Origin of the sequence: Ruegeria profundi (assembly GCF_001507545.1) — a bacterium.
Classification (GTDB): domain Bacteria; phylum Pseudomonadota; class Alphaproteobacteria; order Rhodobacterales; family Rhodobacteraceae; genus Ruegeria; species Ruegeria profundi.
Genome location: NZ_LQBP01000006.1, coordinates 114,864 through 132,083, shown reverse-complemented (window position 1 = coordinate 132,083; position 17,220 = coordinate 114,864). Strand labels below are relative to the sequence as shown.

Here is a 17,220-nt window from a genome sequence, read left to right as displayed (position 1 = left end):
GCGCTTTCGTCTGAACAATACACATGACTTAGTGATGTTCTGCGCTACACTCCTGTCATGCGTTGGTTTCTAGCGGTACTTTTGGTGATTTCGGGCGGTGCCGCAGCACAGGAGCGGCGGCCAAGCCATTGTATCGCCATCGCCGATGCCGCGCCCGGCATAGAGTATATCCACAAGGCCGCGTGGACCGATCCGATCCCGGATTTCTCAGTCCGGATCAGCTACATTGCCCATGCCTCGTTTCTGATCCAGACGCAGGGTGGGCTGAACGCGGTCACCGATTTTACCGGCTTTATCGGCAGCGCTGACATGATCCCGGATGTGGTCACGATGAACCATGCCCACAGCACCCATTGGACCGCCAATCCCGATCCGGCCATTCCACATGTTTTGCCGGGCTGGGGTGAGTTCGGTCAGGGGATCGAGCATCACCTTGATTTGGGTGAAATGCTGGTTCGCAATGTCTCAACCGATATCCGGTCGCCCTATGGCGGGGTGGAAGAGCGCGGAAATTCGATCTTTGTGTTCGAGATTGAGGGAATGTGCATTGGTCATTTGGGGCATCTGCACCATGTTCCGACCGATGAACAATTCGCAGCCCTTGGCCGCTTGGACGTTGTAATGGCGGCGGTGGACGGGGGGACAACCATGCCCCTGCCAGACATGATCTCGGTGCTCAAGCGGCTGAAAAGCTCTGTCATCATCCCGATGCATTGGTTCTCGCAGTTTTCGCTCGACCGGTTTCTGGTTGATATCCGAAATGACTTCCCCGTCGAACGCAGCGGAGGCTCAGAGATCATCGTCTCTCTGCGCACGCTTCCGGACCGGCCTACGGTAGTTGTTCTAGAGCCGGGCTATCTGATTGACCTGGAATAGGGCTTGCCGGGGCGATCCGACTTGGGCAAGGAAAGGTCATGACACTGAATCCCGCTGATGAGAGCTTTGCCCGGCTGATCCGAGCCGAGTTGGGCGACGACATTCTACGCCCCGTGACTGAACGTTATCTGGAAGAGCCGCGCCGCCGTTTTTCCGGTCAAGCGGCCGTTTTGGCTTTGCCGCGAACGGTCGACGAAGTGGCCGCGCTGGTCCGATTGGCGTCACGCAAGCAGGTTGCGGTGGTGCCTTATGGTGGTGGAACTGGCCTTGTTGGCGGGCAGGTCATGTCAGAAGGCCCTGCACCTGTGGTTATATCGCTGGAGCGTATGACAGCGATCCGCGCAGTCTACCCGTCTGAGAACATACTGATCGTCGAAGCCGGTGCTATTCTGGCCGATGTGCAGGCCGCAGCAGAACAGGTCAACCGATTGTTCCCTCTGGCGCTGGCTGCGCAAGGCTCATGCCGGATTGGCGGGAACCTGGCGACCAATGCCGGCGGGGTGAATGTGCTGCGCTATGGTAACGCACGCGATCTTTGCCTGGGGTTGGAAGCAGTGCTGCCGAGTGGCGAGATTTGGCATGGGCTGAGCCGATTGCGCAAGGACAACACCGGCTATGACCTGCGCAACCTTTTGATCGGCGCAGAAGGCACGCTTGGCATCATCACGGCGGCCTCTCTCAAGCTGTTTCCACGGCCCGAAAATGTGGGGACAGCGATGATACAGGTCCGCTCACCCGAAGCGGCAATCGCGCTGCTTGCGTTGGCGCATGAACAACTTGGCGATGCTGTCAGCACGTTTGAATTGATCCACAGGCAGGGATTGCAATTCCTGACCGAGGCGCTGCCGGATGTACGCCAACCTTTCGCCACGCAGCCCGAGTGGTGCGTATTGATCGAACTGGGGTTGTTTGCGGGGCAGGCGCCCATGGACGCGTTGGAAAAACTCTATGTTGCGGCAGAGAAAGCAGAACTTGTTGGCGATGCGGTCATTGCGCAGAGTGAGGCTCAACGTGCTGATCTGTGGGCCATTCGTGAACGCATCCCTGAGGCAAACCGATTGATCGGATCAGTCTCCAGCCATGATATCTCAGTGCCGATTTCGTTGATACCTAAGTTCATCGAACGTGCGAATGAGATGGTGGCCGCGTTGGGCCCGTTCCGGGTCAATTGTTTTGGGCATGTTGGCGATGGCAATCTGCACTACAATGTTTTCCCGCCCAAGGGCCATGAACGGTCAGAATTCGATAGCCAAAGACAGGTGGTCAAGCGCAGCGTGCACGATCTGGTTAATGCGTTTGGGGGGTCAGTCAGCGCAGAGCATGGTGTCGGCCGTTTGAAAGCTGACGACCTTGAGAGATATGGCGATCCGGCAAGAATGTCCGCGATGCGCGCCATCAAAACCGCGCTGGATCCGTTGGGGATAATGAATCCGGGCGCGGTTTTGAGGTCTTAAGCGCGGCCCGGCAAAGCACGAGCCGCGCCAAAGATTTTACGACTCTGGCAAGATTACCTTGTCGATCACGTGGATCACGCCGTTCGAGGTCTCGATATCGGCCTGTACGACCGACGCATCGTTGACCATCACACCGTTATCCAGATCAATCGTGACATTGCCACCCTGGACGGTAGCGGCGGTCATGTCATCGGACAGGTCGGTGGACATGACTTTGCCCGGCACGACGTGGTAGGTCAGAACAGCGATCAGCTGGTCTTTGTTTTCGGGCATCAACAGCGATTCGACTGTGCCTTCAGGCAGCGCTGCAAAGGCTTCGTCGGTCGGAGCGAAAACGGTGAACGGGCCTTCGCCTTTCAGCGTGTCAACCAGCTCGGCAGCTTGAACAGCGGCGACCAGGGTTTCAAAGCTGCCCGCGCCAACAGCGGTATCAACGATGTCTTTCTTACCACCTGCGAATGCGGTAGTTGCGATCAGTGCGCCGGCCACGCCGGCAATTGCGAGTTTGCGAAACATGATAACAGGTTCCCTTTTTGGAATGCCATAAGTGGCATCGAACCTTCTACGTTCCGATGTTGAAACAAGATCACTGAATATTCGGATATTTGGATATTGACGAAACCTTGAGCCGCGCTAAGCCTGCGCGGCTTTGAGTTTCCAATCACGTTTTTGTGAATATTTGGCCGTCAAAGCCCTTCGAATTCACACAGGATATGCACGTCCATACCCATTGCTTCCAGCACTTTGCGCCCCCCCAGCTCTGGCAGGTCTATGATGAACGCGCAGGATACGATCTCACCACCCAGTCTTTCGATCAGCTTGATACCGGCTGCCGCGGTGCCCCCTGTCGCCAATAAATCGTCGACAACAAGGATCTTCTCGCCTGGCTGAATGGCGTCATCGTGGATTTCAACAATGGCCTCGCCATATTCCAGCTTATAGTCTTGACTGATCGTGGTTCCCGGCAGCTTGCCCTTTTTGCGGATTGGAACGAAGCCGACGCTCAACTGGTGCGCAATGGCCCCGCCCAGAATGAAGCCGCGCGCCTCAAGGCCGACAACTTTGTCTATCTGCTCACCAGCGTAGGGGTGTAGCATCTGGTCAATCGCCATGCGAAATCCGCGCGGGTCGGCGAACAGGGTTGTGACATCCCGGAACATGATCCCTTCGTGCGGGAAATCGACGATGGTACGGATGTAATCCTTGACCGACTTGCTTCTGGACATGGCCAACCCCTTTGACGTCAAAACACGCGGGCGTGTTTGGCCTATCGGGGTCGGTCATGCAAGCAGAGTTTCGTGCCGCTTTACTTGCGGCGTTGCGGAGAAGCCTTTGGCAATCCGTGATAGCGATACAGCGCGGCGGGAAGCCACGAAAGATGCGGTTTACGCCAATTGCGTTGATCTCGCAAAAGAAATGCCTGAGCAGCATGAAGGTTCATTGCCATAATCCTATTTTTGTTGTTAGTTGCTCGATATCTACAACTTCTATGCTGTGTATATACATTGCATCGGCATTTGATTCAAGTGTTCGGCGGGGAAAAGGCACGTGGGAAAGAAAGACGGCAAGGGGTCTACCAAGAAAAACAGTCAGTTGGTCTTGCGTCTGGACAAGGATGAGCGCGACGCGTTTGTTGAACTGTGCAAAGAGCTGGACACGTCGGCCGCGCGGGAAATCCGGCGGTTTATCCGCAGCTTCATGAAGGAAAACGCCGAGGAATAAGACCTTACGCCGGGCGTCGCAAAACTGCGGTGGCTATACCCATTCCAATCAAGGTCAGCCCTCCGAACCGGGTGAGGGCGGAAATGACGCCGGGGCGCCCGATCATTTTGCGCAGCCTGTCAGCGAGCAAAGCGTAAGCCAGCGCATTCAACCATGCCAGAGCAACAAAAGACGCGATCAGGATGGCGAATTGCGGACCCAGAGGTTCTGCAGGGCGCAGAAATTGCGGTACGAATGCGATGAAGAACGCGATGGATTTGGGGTTCAGCGCAGTCACGGCTGCAGCATGTCCAAATACACTTTGTGCGGTCACATCCTGCCCTGTCTCTAGTGTCTGTAAACCGCTTGAGGGTGCGCTGCGCAGCAGTTTGACGCCAAGCCATACCAAATAGGCCGCGCCCACCCATTTCAGCACCGAAAACAGGGTGGCCGATGCCAGAACCAATGCTCCCAATCCCAGCAACGAGGCGGTCATGGCCACAAGATCCCCCAGCGCGACCCCCGTAGCCGACGCCACCGCAACACTGCGCCCCTTGGACAAGGCATAACTGAGCACCAGCAGAACGGTCGGTCCCGGTATCAGCAACAAGGCGGTGGATGCGGCCATAAAGGCCAGCCAGAGGTCAAGGGACATATGATTTCCTGTATAGCTCAGGCGCTTACCAAGCCCCGGCTGTGCGCGCAGGTCAAGCAATTCTTACGGACTGGGCTGTTCAGATGCGGGAACTCCAGAGCGCGGCTTTGGCCGTTGCCCAGATATTGCACGTCTCAGGGCGTTGTTTCACATCCCACTCGATCAGACAGTTCCGCCGCATTACTACGTGGTGCGGCGGAAAAGTCAGTTAGCACGGTTCAGTTGCACACATGGAGACGTGCAGGGATTTCTGGATCAATAACCGCGTCAAAGAACCCGCCCGGCGACGGCGTCAAGCTTGGCCAGCAACGCAGGATCGCGTTTTTCGGGTGCTGTGAGGATCGCGTATTCAAGTGCCCGGTCGCAACCATGGGGGCAGGGCGCGCGGTCTTGCCCCAAAAGCTTGGGCAGACCTTTGACCAGCGCCCGGCCTTTTTCGGCGTTGCCGGTCAGGGTTGCAATGATCGAGGTCACGTCAACCTCGCCATGGTCCGGGTGCCAACTGTCATAGTCTGTGACCATTGCGATTGAGGCAAAGCAAAGCTCGGCCTCGCGGGCCAGTTTCGCTTCGGGCATGTTGGTCATACCGATAACGTCGCACCCCCATTGTTCCCGGTACATTTTGGATTCCGCCAGCGATGAGAATTGCGGCCCTTCCATCGCCAGGTACGTGCCACCGCGATGGATTGTGATCCCCGCGGCCTTGCCCGCTGTTTCACACGCATCGGACAGGCGCGGGCAGGTCGGATGTGCAACGCTGACATGCGCGACGCAACCGGTGCCGAAAAAGCTTTTCTCGCGCGCAAATGTCCGGTCAATGAACTGATCGACGATCACGAAATCGCCCGGCGCCATCTGTTCGCGGAACGATCCACAGGCGGACACGGAAATCACATCCGTTGCCCCCAGGCGTTTCAATGCGTCGATATTGGCGCGATAGGGGATTTCGGTCGGCGAATGCACGTGGCCACGGCCATGGCGCGGCAGGAACACCATTTCCACACCGTCCAGCGTACCAGTCAGGATCTGATCCGAAGGATCACCCCAAGGCGTTTCCACTGTGACCCAGTCCGCATTCTCTAACCCGTCGATGTCATAAATGCCTGATCCACCGATGATTGCGATCTTGGTCTGCGTCATGGTTATGCTCCGCTTGAAAAATCTTGTTGGACCTGTCTGCGGGGCGGCAGGGGATTTGGCAAGTGGGTTCAAAGGTTTGTGTTGATTGTCCGCCCGGTATGCATTTGACGCATAGCAGGGTCCCGCCAAACGCGGTATCGCAGGCCTGTCTTGGCCGTTAAAAGACCCCTTTCGCGCGCACCCAACAGACCGACAGGACCGATCTATGCCCCGAGCCATGCTGGCCAGTTTTGCCAACCGTATTGCCAAACCCGACTTTCGTTGGGTGCCGGACGAAGGGCTGACCGTGTCGCGGCTGCGGATTGAGCTGCTGTCGGGCCTGACCGTTGCGCTGGCTCTGGTGCCCGAAGCGGTGGCCTTCGCCTTTGTTGCCGGGGTGCACCCGCTTGTTGGTCTTTACGCGGCCTTCATGGTCGGGTTGATCACCGCCCTGATCGGGGGCCGCCCAGGTATGATTTCGGGTGCGACCGGAGCTTTGGCCGTGGTGATGGTGGCGCTGGTGGCAGAGCACGGGGTTGAATACCTGTTCGCAACCGTTGTGCTAATGGGTATCCTTCAGTTGATCGCAGGGGCGATGCACTGGGGGCGCTTTATCCGACTGGTACCGCATCCGGTGATGCTGGGCTTTGTCAATGGGTTGGCCATCGTGATCTTTCTGGCGCAGATGGGCCAGTTCAAAGTCCCCGGAACAATGGAAAACACCGGGCATGGTGTCGGGGGCGGCGAATGGCTGTCCGGAATGCAGCTTTACACTATGCTGGGGCTGGTGGCGTTGACCATGGCTGTCATCTGGATCATGCCGCGCTTCACCCGTATCATTCCCGCCCCTTTGGCCGGGATTCTTGTTGTTGCTGCGCTGGTGATCGGCTTTGGTCTGGATGTGCCGCGCGTGGGCGATCTGGCCTCGATCGAGGGGGGGCTGCCGCCGTTCCACATTCCGATGGTGCCGCTGAACTGGGAAACTTTCGAGATCATTCTGCCCTACGCCGTCATCCTGGCCGCGATTGGCCTGATTGAATCTCTGCTGACCCTGAACCTTGTGGGTGAAATCACCGGAAAGCGTGGTGGAGCGTCGCAGGAATGTATAGCGCAGGGCGTTGCCAATGTTGCCACCGGTTTCTTCGGCGGCATGGGCGGATGTGCCATGATCGGTCAGTCGATGATCAACGTCAAATCCGGTGGCCGCACCCGTATCGCCGGGATCGCAGCGGCGCTGTTCCTGCTGATTTTTATCCTATTTGCGTCGCCACTGATTGAGCAGATACCGCTGGCCGCCTTGGTTGGGGTAATGTTCATGGTTGTGATCGGCACCTTTGCGTGGAACTCGTTCAAAATCATGCGCAAGGTGCCGTTGATGGATGCGTTCGTCATTGTGCTGGTCACCGTGGTGACGGTCATGGAAGACCTCGCAGTTGCCGTGGTCGTTGGCGTGATCGTGTCGGCGCTTGCTTATGCGTGGAACAATGCCAAGCGCATTCACGCGATTACGCGCAGTTCCCAGACCGAGAAGGGAGCAAAGGTCTACGAAATTCAGGGGCCGCTCTTTTTTGGCTCATCCGACGGGTTTGTTGAGCTGTTCGACGTGCCCAATGACCCCGAAAACGTGATCGTGGACTTTGCAGAAAGCCGGGTCGTGGACCAGTCCGCTTTGCAAGCCATCGAAAATGTCGCTGCCAAATACGAAGAGGCCGGCAAGCGCGTCATGTTGCGGCACCTCAGCCGGGATTGCCATAAACTGCTGAATAAGGCAGGGCATCTGATGGTCGATAGTGACGATGACCCGGACTATGAATTGGCCGTGGACTATTCTGTTCGCACCGGAATCCTGGGCGGGCACTAACCGAAAAAGCGGCCAATTCGGCCGCTTTTTATTTGGGGGCAAGCCTTTCTAACTCGTCGATACGGGCGGACAGCAGCGCGCTCTCTGCTTGTGCAATCACGTCTGCGGGCCAATCCCACCAGCGCAGGGCCTCCAACCTTTGTATGGTGTCGGCATCAAAGCGCAGGCGGCGAACCTCTGCAGGATTGCCTGTCACCATAGCGTATGGCGGAATGTCGCCCCGAACAACGGCGCCTGCACCGATTATTGCGCCATTCCCGATCCTTGCGCCCGGCAGGATCAATGCACCATATCCGATCCAAACGTCGTTTCCGACAATCGTGTCGCGCGTATCTGGCTGAAATCCTGTCATGTTCTCAGGGTCAAACACCGGAAACGGAAAACATGTCAGCCCGTCCATCGCGTGATTGGCCGATGTCGTGATAAATCGTACCCCGTGCGCGATTTGGCAGAACTTGCCCAGCACAAGTTTTTCCCGCGAAAACGGGAACAAATATGGTGCCAATCGCGAGGCCCAGTCCCGGGGTGCATCAAAGTCCGAGGCATAGGTGAACGCACCGGCTTGAAACCGCGGATGGTCGATAGCTTGTGACAGAAATACAGTGCCCTCATGGTCAGACCCATCGGGAAGCGTGATCGGATATCTGCGGCATGGGTCTGGCAGAGGCATCAGTCGTCCGGGCGCGCAAGGCTGAACACGTCCGTGACAACCGAGTAATCCCGGTATCCCATCCGAGCCAGCGGATTAAAAGTTGTGACGTCGAACTTTCCGTCGCGCAGGTGATCGTCGTGCAAATGCACGCCTGTGACTTCACCGAACACGACTCGGTTGGCTTCGCCGGGAAGGTTGACGATCTTGGTCAGTTTGCATTCAAGCGCCGCCGGGGCACCTTGGACGCGGGCACAGGGAATCGTTTCGCATTCGATCGGCGTCAGGCCCGCATGTTCGAATTCATCGCTATGTTTGGGCAGCACCGCCGAGGTTGCATTCATCGCATCGCGGTGTGCATGGGCAACCACGTTCACGCAGAATACGCCGGTTGCTTCGATGTTGGCGACGCTGTCTTTTCCGCCATCCTGATCCTGCTTGGCCCCGGTCGACGCGAACATCACCTGCGGGGGTGTGTAGGCGACCGCGTTGAAAAACGAGTACGGGGCCAGATTGTTGACCCCGTCCGGGCTGCGCGTCGATATCCAGCCGATCGGGCGCGGGGTGACGATGGCGTTGAACGGGTTGTGCGGCAGGCCGTGGCCGTCTTCGGGGCGGTAGAACATTCACATCTCCAAGCGTTTGCCCAAGGCCTACCGAAGTGTTAGGGCGAAGGCCAGCAAGTAAAAGAGGTCGGGGTGCAGCAGTTGGGGATACGTCCGGAAGAGCCGGACGATTGGTGGGAGGTCGAGGCGCTCTATGACCTGTGTTTCGCGCCCGGGCGCGAAGCGCTGTCGTCGTACCGCCTGCGCGATGACGTGCCACCCGTCGACGGCTTGTCCCTGGTGGCGCGGGATGGGCAGGGCATTCTGGCCGGCGCGATCCGGTTCTGGCCGGTTCATATCGGGGATCACGATGCGCTGCTGTTGGGGCCGGTTGCCGTACACCCCACTCATCAGGGCGAAGGGCTGGGCGGATACCTGATCCACGAAGGCCTACGGGCTGGGCGCGCGCTGGGTTGGACCCGCGTTCTGCTAGTTGGTGACGCGCCTTATTACAAGCGGTTCGGGTTCTCACGCCTCAGCGGGGTTGAGATGCCACCGCCCACAAATCCGGATCGCGTTTTGGGATTGGAACTGACCCCCGGCGTTTGGGAGGGTGTGCATGGCCCAGTGACCCGTTGGAGCCGTTGAACTATTGAAACCCGAGCCGTGAATCCCGATGTCTTACGGGCAGGAGGATCGCTATGCAGGACGTCGCGCTCGTCGAAGAACTGGATGCCGAGGCTGAACTTGAACGTTTGGCCGGGTACTACCGGTCGGCCGGAGGGCCGGGCGTCAAGCTGCTGAACAGCCTAGGCGGTTCGGCCGAGTCCCTTTTGGATCAATTGCCGGAACCCATCAGACAAGGCCTGACCGGCGCGACAGAACACGCGTTGTGGCTGGCGATGCACGCCGCTGAAACCTCGCGCCGGGCGGTGCCGGATCAACACCCTTGGATTAACACCGCGCTGACTACGGCCATGGGCGCGGCTGGTGGGCTGGGCGGTGTGTCTACAGCTTTGATGGAACTGCCGGCGACCACCGCGATGCTGTTGCGCGCGATACAAGGCGCAGCCGCGCGCGAGGGGTTCGATCCCTCGGAAGAGGGTGTGAAATTCGATTGCGTCGGGGTTTTGTCCGCTGCCGGACCGCTGTCTGACGATGATGGCGCAGATCTTGGGTTCTTTTCGGTTCGTCTGACCCTGAGCGGACCCGCCATGCAACGGTTGATTTCAGCTGTTGCGCCACGGTTGTCTGTTGTACTGGGGCAGAAACTCGCGGCGCAATCCGTTCCCGTGTTGGGGGCGATTGCGGGTGGTGGCACCAACTATGTCTACACGCGCTACTACCAGCAGATCGCTCGCGTCCATTTTGGGCTGCGCCGATTGGCGATAGATGCCGATATCCCGCATGAGGAATTAGTGCGCAGACTATCGGCACGCATGTAAGCCCCTGACAAACAGTTGGAACGGGGCGTGCTTATATGGTATGTTGGTTCCGTAACCTCGCTAAATAAGCGAATAATTCGCGGGAAACAGGCAAGAGTACCGTAGAAAGGCAGCAAAGCGTGATCGATGCAAAGCTTGCCCCCCATGTGTCGTGGAAGGCCCGGCAGTTGCCGGTTATCCAGCAATCTGCTGCGCTTTGCTATCGCATCATGAATGGGCGGCCCGAGGTGTTGCTGATCACCACTCGGAAGTCGCGGCGTTGGATTATACCAAAAGGGTGGCGGATCAACGGCCTGACGCCTTCTGAAACTGCGCAGCAGGAAGCCTGGGAAGAGGCGGGGATACGCGGTCAATGCGACGTTCAGGCTGTGGGGCAGTTCCTCTACCAAAAACGTCACCCGAAAAAGGGTGAGGTGATGTGCGTCGTGGACGTTTTTCCATTGTTTACGACATCTGTTGCGGCGCGCTTTCCCGAGTGCAAGCAACGGCAAAGAAAATGGTTTTCGCCCAGGAAAGCCGCCTTGCAGGTCAATTCGTCTGAACTGGCAGGATTGTTACGCGGGGTCGAACGCGTTCATCACTGATGTGCTTCTTCTGGGGCTTGATATTGCATTAACCGTAGGTATCTATCTATCAACCGACAATTGGACGGATCATGATTCAATACGCGTTGAAATGCAGCAATGGCCACACTTTTGACAGTTGGTTTCAATCGGCGGCCGCTTACGACAAACTGGCATCATCGGGCATGGTGACATGCGCCGTATGCGGTTGTGACAAGGTTGAAAAGGCGATCATGACGCCGCGAGTTCGCCCGGCCCGCAAGGCCGAGGCGCAGATGCCCGCGCAAAAGCCTGAGGCAAACACCATCGATATGGCCGCACCTTCACCGGACGTGGAAAAGGTAATTGCCGAATTGCGCCGTAAGGTCGAAGAGAACTCGGACTATGTCGGCAAGGACTTCGCGAACGAAGCGCGCAAGATTCACTTGGGTGACGCGCCCGAGCGCGCAATCTATGGTGAGGCCAAGCCGGAAGAGGCGAAAGCACTTATTGAAGATGGGGTGCCCGTGGCACCGCTGCCATTTATTCCCAGTCGAAAAAGCAACTGATCAGCATTTTCAGGGTCAAGGACACCGGTCTTAAACCTACTGAACACGAGCGCGCACTGGGATCTGAGGGCAATCGATCCGACAGAATACTCGGCTAGCGCGGCGAAGGTTCTTATTTACCCTTTCGGCGTCTGATCATTTGCACCGCATCCGAAATGGCCGCCACCGCGCTTATTGGCGTTTCAAAGCAGCCGTTGGCACTTCGTACACCTCGTCGGGGTCGATGAAGATCACCGTCATGTCCCCGCGTATTTCATGGCTGAGGTTCGAAGGCGAACTGCTGGAGGTCGGCACGCCATCGCTGAAATAGATGCTGCGCACCTCGCCAGCCACCAATGCGACGGCCAGAGTTGTTGTGCCATCGTCGTGGTGGCGCAATTCAGCGTGGCAACTGGCCAACGGTGCCCCGCCCGAGGCGCAGGGTACAGTGCCCAAAGCATTTTTGCCGTCTGTGGCGGCCAAGGTGGACTCCTGCGCAATCGCAGAAGAGGACGACAGGATAACAGCGGCGATAACAAAGCGGAGCATGGAATACCTCGTGGACAATAACGACCCAAGGCTGACACCCATGCAACCGGATGTAAAGCGAACGCAGACGGCCTGCCGGGCAGTTTTGAACCCTTGCCCTTGTGGTCCCCCTCGCATAAGACGCACGGGATCTGAATTCCAAGGCGCGGAGAAACCACCCCCATGCCCCTACTCGTTATGAAATTCGGTGGCACATCGGTTGCCAATCTTGACCGCATCCGCCGCGCGGCCAAACGTATCGGTGTTGAGGTGGCCAAAGGGTACGACGTGATCGTCATCGTCTCGGCCATGTCTGGAAAGACGAATGAGTTGGTGGGCTGGGTAAACGAGACGTCTCCGCTGTTCGATGCGCGGGAATATGATGCTGTCGTATCCTCGGGTGAGAATGTGACTGCTGGCCTGATGGCGTTGACGTTGCAGGAAATGGATGTTCCTGCCCGCAGTTGGCAAGGTTGGCAGGTGCCGCTGTTGACCACAAGCGCCCACAGTCAGGCCCGGATCGAGGATATCCCGACCCAGAACCTGAACCAGAAATTCGGTGAGGGTATGAAGGTCGCAGTTGTCGCCGGGTTTCAGGGCATCAGTCCCGAAGGCCGCATTACGACGCTGGGCCGGGGCGGGTCGGACACCACGGCCGTGGCATTTGCTGCTGCCTTCGGGGCCGAGCGCTGCGATATCTACACGGATGTGGATGGCGTCTATACCACCGACCCGCGTATTTGCGAAAAAGCGCGCAAGCTGGACAAGATTTCGTTCGAAGAGATGCTCGAACTTGCCTCACTGGGGGCGAAGGTGCTGCAAACCCGCTCAGTCGAGTTGGCGATGCGTTATAAGGTGAAACTGCGCGTTCTTTCAAGTTTCGAAGAACAGACCGATGAGGCCGGTACGCTGGTCGTTGACGAGGAGGATATCATGGAATCCAATATTGTGGCCGGTGTGGCCTATTCCCGCGACGAGGCCAAAATGACCGTCGTATCGGTGGCGGACCGTCCGGGTATCGCTTCGATCATTTTCACGGCGCTCAGTGATGAGGGCGTGAATGTGGACATGATCGTTCAGAACATCTCGGATGAGGGACGCACGGACATGACGTTCTCGTGCCCGACTGATCAGGTTGCCCGTGCTGAAAAAGCGCTGCTGGCGATCAAGGATGCGGGTGGGCTGAACTATGCCGAACTGGTTGCCGATACCGATGTTTGCAAGGTTTCGGTTGTGGGCATCGGTATGCGCTCACAATCCGGTGTGGCGGCTAAAATGTTCAAGGTACTCTCGGATGAGGGGATCAACATCAAGGTCATTACAACCTCAGAGATAAAAATTTCCGTGCTTGTGGACAGGAAATACATGGAACTTGCTGTTCAGGCGCTGCATGATGCGTTTGAATTGGACAAGGCGGCCTGAGCATTTCAGCCAAGGATCTCGCCTGACGCACTAATTTGGTTGGGCTATGGTGGACGGCACCGAAACAGAATCCCGTAAGCTGCTTGGGCGGTTGCGCGAAGAGATGGCGAGCGAGGCCGCCGGTCAGGAACGTCTTGACCGGATTACGAACCTGATCGCGGATAGCACGCGGCGCGAAGTCTGCTCGATCTATCTGTTCCGGGACGAGGAAACACTGGAACTTTGCGCCACCGAAGGTTTATCTCCAGCGGCGGTGCACAAAACCCGCATGCGTCTGGGCGAAGGTCTCGTGGGCCGGGTCGCGAAATCCGGCAAAGTCGTGAACACCGCGGATGCCCCATCTGCCAAGGGGTTTCGGTTCATGCCGGAAACGGGTGAGGAAAAATACTCATCTTTCCTCGGCGTACCGATTCAGCGGCTTGGTCAGAAACTGGGTGTTTTGGTGGTTCAATCGCGCGAGGCGCGGGAGTTTACCGCTGATGAGGTCTATGCGCTGGAGGTGGTTGCCATGGTTCTGGCCGAAATGGCCGAACTAGGTGCCTTTGTCGGCGAAGGTGCTGCCCTGTCGCCCCTGCACCAGCAATCCGTGTTGCTACGTGGCGGACCGGCGCAAGAGGGATCGGCAGAAGGTCATGTCTGGTTGCACGAGCCGCGCGTCGTCGTCACAAATCCAATTGCCGAAGATCCCCACCGAGAACGCGAACGTCTGTCCGAGGCGGTCGAAGAGCTGCGCGTGGGTGTCGACAAGATGCTTGAGATTTCGCAGGGCGGTGATTCCGAGCAGCTCAAGGTGCTCGAAGCGTACAGGATGTTCGCCAATTCCAAGGGTTGGATGCGACGCATGGAAGAGGATATCGCCCTTGGCCTCAGCGCCGAAGCTGCGGTGGAAAAAGAACAGTCGCAGGCGCGCGCGCGAATGGGGCAGGTTACGGACCCGTACCTGCGCGACCGTCTTGCGGATCTGGATGATCTCAGCAACCGTTTGCTGCGCATCCTGACCGGACAGGGAAAAACCGACAGTGCCGATTTGCCACCTGACCCGATCCTTATTGCGCGGAATATAGGTCCGGGCGATTTGCTGGAATATGGCCGGTCTCTCAAGGGGATCGTGCTAGAGGAAGGCTCGGTCGGAAGCCATGCAACAATCGTGGCGCGGGCGTTGGCGATTCCGCTTGTTGTCCATGTGGGCCGCATCACCACCGAGGCGCTGAACGGTGACCACATTCTTGTTGATGGGGATGAGGGCGTGGTGCATTTGCGCCCCGAAGATTCGGTAGTGGGCGCTTTCCGCGATAAGATCGCGATGCAGGCCAAGGCGCAGGAACGTTACGCGTCGATCCGCGAAACGCCCACGGTGACGCGTGACGGCGAACGGATCAATCTGCTGATGAATGCCGGGTTGATGGCCGATTTGCCGTCTCTGGGACATTCCGGTGCCGAAGGTGTCGGGCTGTTCCGAACCGAACTGCAATTCCTGATCCGCAGCAAGATGCCCAAACGGTCAGAGCTTGTGGCGCAGTATAAGCGGGTTCTGGACGCCGCCGGCGACAAGCGCGTAATCTTCCGCACGCTGGATATCGGGTCCGATAAGGTTCTGCCTTATATGAAGCACGTGGCCGAACCGAATCCGGCGCTGGGCTGGCGGGCGATTCGTGTTGGCCTGGATAAACGCGGCGTTATGCGGATGCAGTTGCAGGCGCTGCTGCGCGCTGCCAACGGACGCCCGCTATCGATCATGTTCCCGTTCGTGGCGCAGGCCGATGAATTCCGCGAGGCCCGGTGGGAGGTCAACAAAACCATTGAGCGTGAAAAACGGCTGGGTCATGTCCTGCCCGAAACGCTTGAGGTCGGGGCGATGCTTGAGACGCCGTCGCTGGCCTTCGCGCCGCAGAAGTTTTTTGACGAGGTCGATTTCGTTTCGATCGGCGGGAATGACCTGAAACAGTTCTTTTTTGCCGCCGACCGTGAGAACGAGCTGGTGCGCCGCCGCTATGACACGCTGAATGTCAGTTTCCTGACCTTCATCGAGCGGATTGTCGAACGATGCAGCATTTCGAATACACCGCTGTCCTTCTGCGGTGAGGATGCCGGCCGCCCGGTCGAGGCGTTGTGTCTGGCCGCGATGGGAATCCGAACGCTGTCAATGCGCCCGGCTTCGATTGGGCCAGTCAAAAGCGTTCTGCTGCGTGCAGACCTACAAGCGCTGCGCAAGATCATCGCGGACGCGCGGCACCGTGGTGAGCAATCCGTGCGCCCCTCTGTCATGGAATGGCTGCGGGATCAGGTCTGATTCCGCAAATCCGGGGTTGCTTTCTGCATCTGCATTGCATATTCAAGCCACAAATGTTAGCGATAACATATCCCATGTCACGAGTACCAGGCAATTGTAGTGCTATGGTGACGCAGGCGAGAATTGAAGGAGCCCATCGATGGTCTCACGCGTTATTCCGGTCAACCCGTTCGATCTGGTGCTGTTTGGTGCAACCGGCGATCTGGCGCAGCGCAAGATCCTGCCAGGTCTTTATCATCGTTTCGAAGTGGGGCAGATGCCCGAAGATGCCTGCATCATCGGAACGGCGCGCTCTGATATGGACAGTGATGCATTTCGCGACCAGATCCGCGCCTCGATGAAGGAATTCGCGCCGCAATTCAAAAAGGATGTGCTGGATCGTTTTCTCAAACGGGTCTCGTATGTCTCTGTCGATGTCATGGGGGACAAGGGCTGGTCCGAGCTTGCCAAATCTCTGCGGCCCGATGTGGTCCGGGCTTTCTACCTGTCGGTGGGGCCTAATCTTTTCTCGAACATCGCGCAACGGCTGGATGAAAACGGGCTGGCGACGCCTGACAGCCGCATCGTGGTCGAAAAGCCATTTGGTCACGATCTGGCCTCGGCAAAATCCTTGAATGAGGGTCTACGTGCCTGTTTCAAAGAGCATCAGATTTACCGCATCGACCATTATCTTGGCAAAGAGACGGTGCAGAACCTGATGGCCCTGCGCTTTGCCAACTCTCTTTTCGAGCCGCTGTGGAATTCCAACCACATCGATCATGTTCAGATCACCGTGGCCGAAACCGTTGGGGTTGAGGGGCGCGGCGCGTACTACGACCAATCCGGTGCCATGCGGGACATGATCCAGAACCATCTTGTCCAGCTTCTGTGCATGACAGCGATGGAACCGCCTTCCAAATTTGCACCGAACTCCGTTCGCGACGAAAAGGTCAAGGTAATCGAAGCGCTGGAACCAGTTGAACCGAAAGATATCGCGCGGGGTCAATACCGCGCCGAACATGGCGATGATGGCTATGTTGATCACGTCGGAAACCCGTCTAGCCGGACCGAAAGCTTTATTGCCCTCAAGGTACATCTGGGCAACTGGCGTTGGGCCGGGGTTCCGTTTTATTTGCGCACCGGCAAACGGCTGAGGGCGCGGGAATCCGAGATTGCCGTGTATTTCCGCGATCCGCCACACACGATTTTCCCAAACGTAGGCCCGCTGCGCGGCAATGTTCTGGTGATCCGCCTGCAACCCGACGAAGGCATCACCCTGCGCACCACCATCAAGGATCCCGGTCCCGGCGGATTCCGCCTGTCCGATGTGGCGTTGGACATGAGTTTCGCCGATGCGTTGGGCGCCGACACCCGCGCTCCGGACGCGTATGAGCGATTGGTGATGGACGTCATTCGCGGTGACCAGACCTTGTTCATGCGGGGCGACGAGGCCGAAGCCGCCTGGGCCTGGGTCGATCCCATCATTCAGGGATGGGAAGAACGCGGCGACCGCCCGGCACGATATGATCAGGGAAGTTCGGGGCCCGAAGAAGCATTGATGCTATTGCATCGCGATGGACGCCGCTGGCGCCAAATCGGAGGTTAA

General features: G+C 57.9%; 18 protein-coding genes. 11 read left to right on the top strand and 7 right to left on the bottom strand.

Annotated features, from left to right (window positions below; genetic code table 11):
* Positions 1–57 precede the first annotated feature (57 nt).
* A complete protein-coding gene (locus tag AVO44_RS12825; RefSeq protein WP_068337585.1) occupies positions 58–876 on the top strand; it encodes an MBL fold metallo-hydrolase in 819 nt (272 codons plus the stop codon).
* Between the two features lie 38 nt (positions 877–914).
* Entirely contained in the window at positions 915–2,330 is a 1,416-nt protein-coding gene (locus tag AVO44_RS12820) for an FAD-binding oxidoreductase (protein WP_068337583.1), read from the top strand.
* A gap of 36 nt (positions 2,331–2,366) precedes the next feature.
* Here AVO44_RS12820 and AVO44_RS12815 read toward each other — a convergent pair whose 3' ends face one another.
* Together AVO44_RS12815 and AVO44_RS12810 are read right to left on the bottom strand one after the other, a co-directional pair.
* Positions 2,367–2,846 carry a fasciclin domain-containing protein gene (locus AVO44_RS12815; RefSeq protein WP_068337581.1) on the bottom strand — a complete coding sequence of 160 codons (480 nt, stop codon included), beginning with the start codon at positions 2,844–2,846 and terminating at the stop codon, positions 2,367–2,369.
* A 170-nt stretch (positions 2,847–3,016) separates the two neighbouring features.
* Complete coding sequence (locus tag AVO44_RS12810; RefSeq protein ID WP_068337579.1) at positions 3,017–3,556, bottom strand: adenine phosphoribosyltransferase; 540 nt, start codon at positions 3,554–3,556, stop codon at positions 3,017–3,019.
* Between the two features lie 322 nt (positions 3,557–3,878).
* Between AVO44_RS12810 and AVO44_RS21315 the strand changes: the two genes are divergently transcribed.
* Complete coding sequence (locus tag AVO44_RS21315) at positions 3,879–4,052, top strand: hypothetical protein (protein ID WP_169794856.1); 174 nt, start codon at positions 3,879–3,881, stop codon at positions 4,050–4,052.
* 4 nt (positions 4,053–4,056) lie between these two features.
* Here the strand turns inward: AVO44_RS21315 and AVO44_RS12800 are convergent, their stop codons facing one another.
* Complete coding sequence (locus AVO44_RS12800) at positions 4,057–4,686, bottom strand: LysE family translocator (RefSeq protein ID WP_068337576.1); 630 nt, start codon at positions 4,684–4,686, stop codon at positions 4,057–4,059.
* Positions 4,687–4,953: 267 nt separating this feature from the next.
* Positions 4,954–5,826: an S-methyl-5'-thioadenosine phosphorylase gene (locus AVO44_RS12795; protein ID WP_068337574.1), complete on the bottom strand. Its 873-nt coding sequence runs from the start codon at positions 5,824–5,826 to the stop codon at positions 4,954–4,956.
* 205 nt (positions 5,827–6,031) lie between these two features.
* Here AVO44_RS12795 and AVO44_RS12790 point away from each other — a divergent pair, with 205 nt between their 5' ends.
* Positions 6,032–7,666 (top strand): SulP family inorganic anion transporter, encoded by a 1,635-nt coding sequence (locus AVO44_RS12790; RefSeq protein WP_068337572.1) that lies wholly within the window; start codon positions 6,032–6,034, stop codon positions 7,664–7,666.
* A 28-nt stretch (positions 7,667–7,694) separates the two neighbouring features.
* On the opposite strand, the gene AVO44_RS12785 is transcribed toward AVO44_RS12790, so the two are convergent.
* Positions 7,695–8,336: a CatB-related O-acetyltransferase gene (locus AVO44_RS12785; protein ID WP_068337570.1), complete on the bottom strand. Its 642-nt coding sequence runs from the start codon at positions 8,334–8,336 to the stop codon at positions 7,695–7,697.
* The gene (locus tag AVO44_RS12780) at positions 8,336–8,941 is read right to left on the bottom strand and encodes a flavin reductase family protein (RefSeq protein WP_068337565.1); all 606 of its coding nucleotides are present in this window, start codon (positions 8,939–8,941) and stop codon (positions 8,336–8,338) included. Before AVO44_RS12780 ends, AVO44_RS12785 begins: the two co-directional genes overlap by 1 nt.
* Positions 8,942–9,013: 72 nt before the next feature.
* Here AVO44_RS12780 and AVO44_RS12775 point away from each other — a divergent pair, with 72 nt between their 5' ends.
* From AVO44_RS12775 to AVO44_RS12760, 4 genes are all read left to right on the top strand, one after another.
* Positions 9,014–9,508 carry a GNAT family N-acetyltransferase gene (locus tag AVO44_RS12775; protein WP_068337564.1) on the top strand — a complete coding sequence of 165 codons (495 nt, stop codon included), beginning with the start codon at positions 9,014–9,016 and terminating at the stop codon, positions 9,506–9,508.
* A gap of 53 nt (positions 9,509–9,561) precedes the next feature.
* A complete protein-coding gene (locus AVO44_RS12770; protein ID WP_068337563.1) occupies positions 9,562–10,305 on the top strand; it encodes an EcsC family protein in 744 nt (247 codons plus the stop codon).
* A 119-nt stretch (positions 10,306–10,424) separates the two neighbouring features.
* Positions 10,425–10,889, top strand: a complete 465-nt coding sequence (locus AVO44_RS12765; protein WP_068337562.1) for an NUDIX hydrolase — start codon at positions 10,425–10,427, stop codon at positions 10,887–10,889.
* A 71-nt stretch (positions 10,890–10,960) separates the two neighbouring features.
* Positions 10,961–11,416 carry a DUF1178 family protein gene (locus AVO44_RS12760; RefSeq protein WP_068337561.1) on the top strand — a complete coding sequence of 152 codons (456 nt, stop codon included), beginning with the start codon at positions 10,961–10,963 and terminating at the stop codon, positions 11,414–11,416.
* Positions 11,417–11,587: 171 nt separating this feature from the next.
* Here AVO44_RS12760 and AVO44_RS12755 read toward each other — a convergent pair whose 3' ends face one another.
* Positions 11,588–11,944: a hypothetical protein gene (locus AVO44_RS12755; RefSeq protein WP_068337559.1), complete on the bottom strand. Its 357-nt coding sequence runs from the start codon at positions 11,942–11,944 to the stop codon at positions 11,588–11,590.
* Positions 11,945–12,106: 162 nt separating this feature from the next.
* Between AVO44_RS12755 and AVO44_RS12750 the strand changes: the two genes are divergently transcribed.
* The 3 genes from AVO44_RS12750 to zwf all read left to right on the top strand — a co-directional run bounded on the left by AVO44_RS12750 (position 12,107) and on the right by zwf (position 17,220).
* Positions 12,107–13,345, top strand: a complete 1,239-nt coding sequence (locus tag AVO44_RS12750) for an aspartate kinase (RefSeq protein ID WP_068337556.1) — start codon at positions 12,107–12,109, stop codon at positions 13,343–13,345.
* A gap of 46 nt (positions 13,346–13,391) precedes the next feature.
* Entirely contained in the window at positions 13,392–15,635 is a 2,244-nt protein-coding gene (gene ptsP / locus AVO44_RS12745) for a phosphoenolpyruvate--protein phosphotransferase (RefSeq protein ID WP_068337554.1), read from the top strand.
* A gap of 139 nt (positions 15,636–15,774) precedes the next feature.
* A complete protein-coding gene (zwf, locus tag AVO44_RS12740; RefSeq protein WP_068337552.1) occupies positions 15,775–17,220 on the top strand; it encodes a glucose-6-phosphate dehydrogenase in 1,446 nt (481 codons plus the stop codon).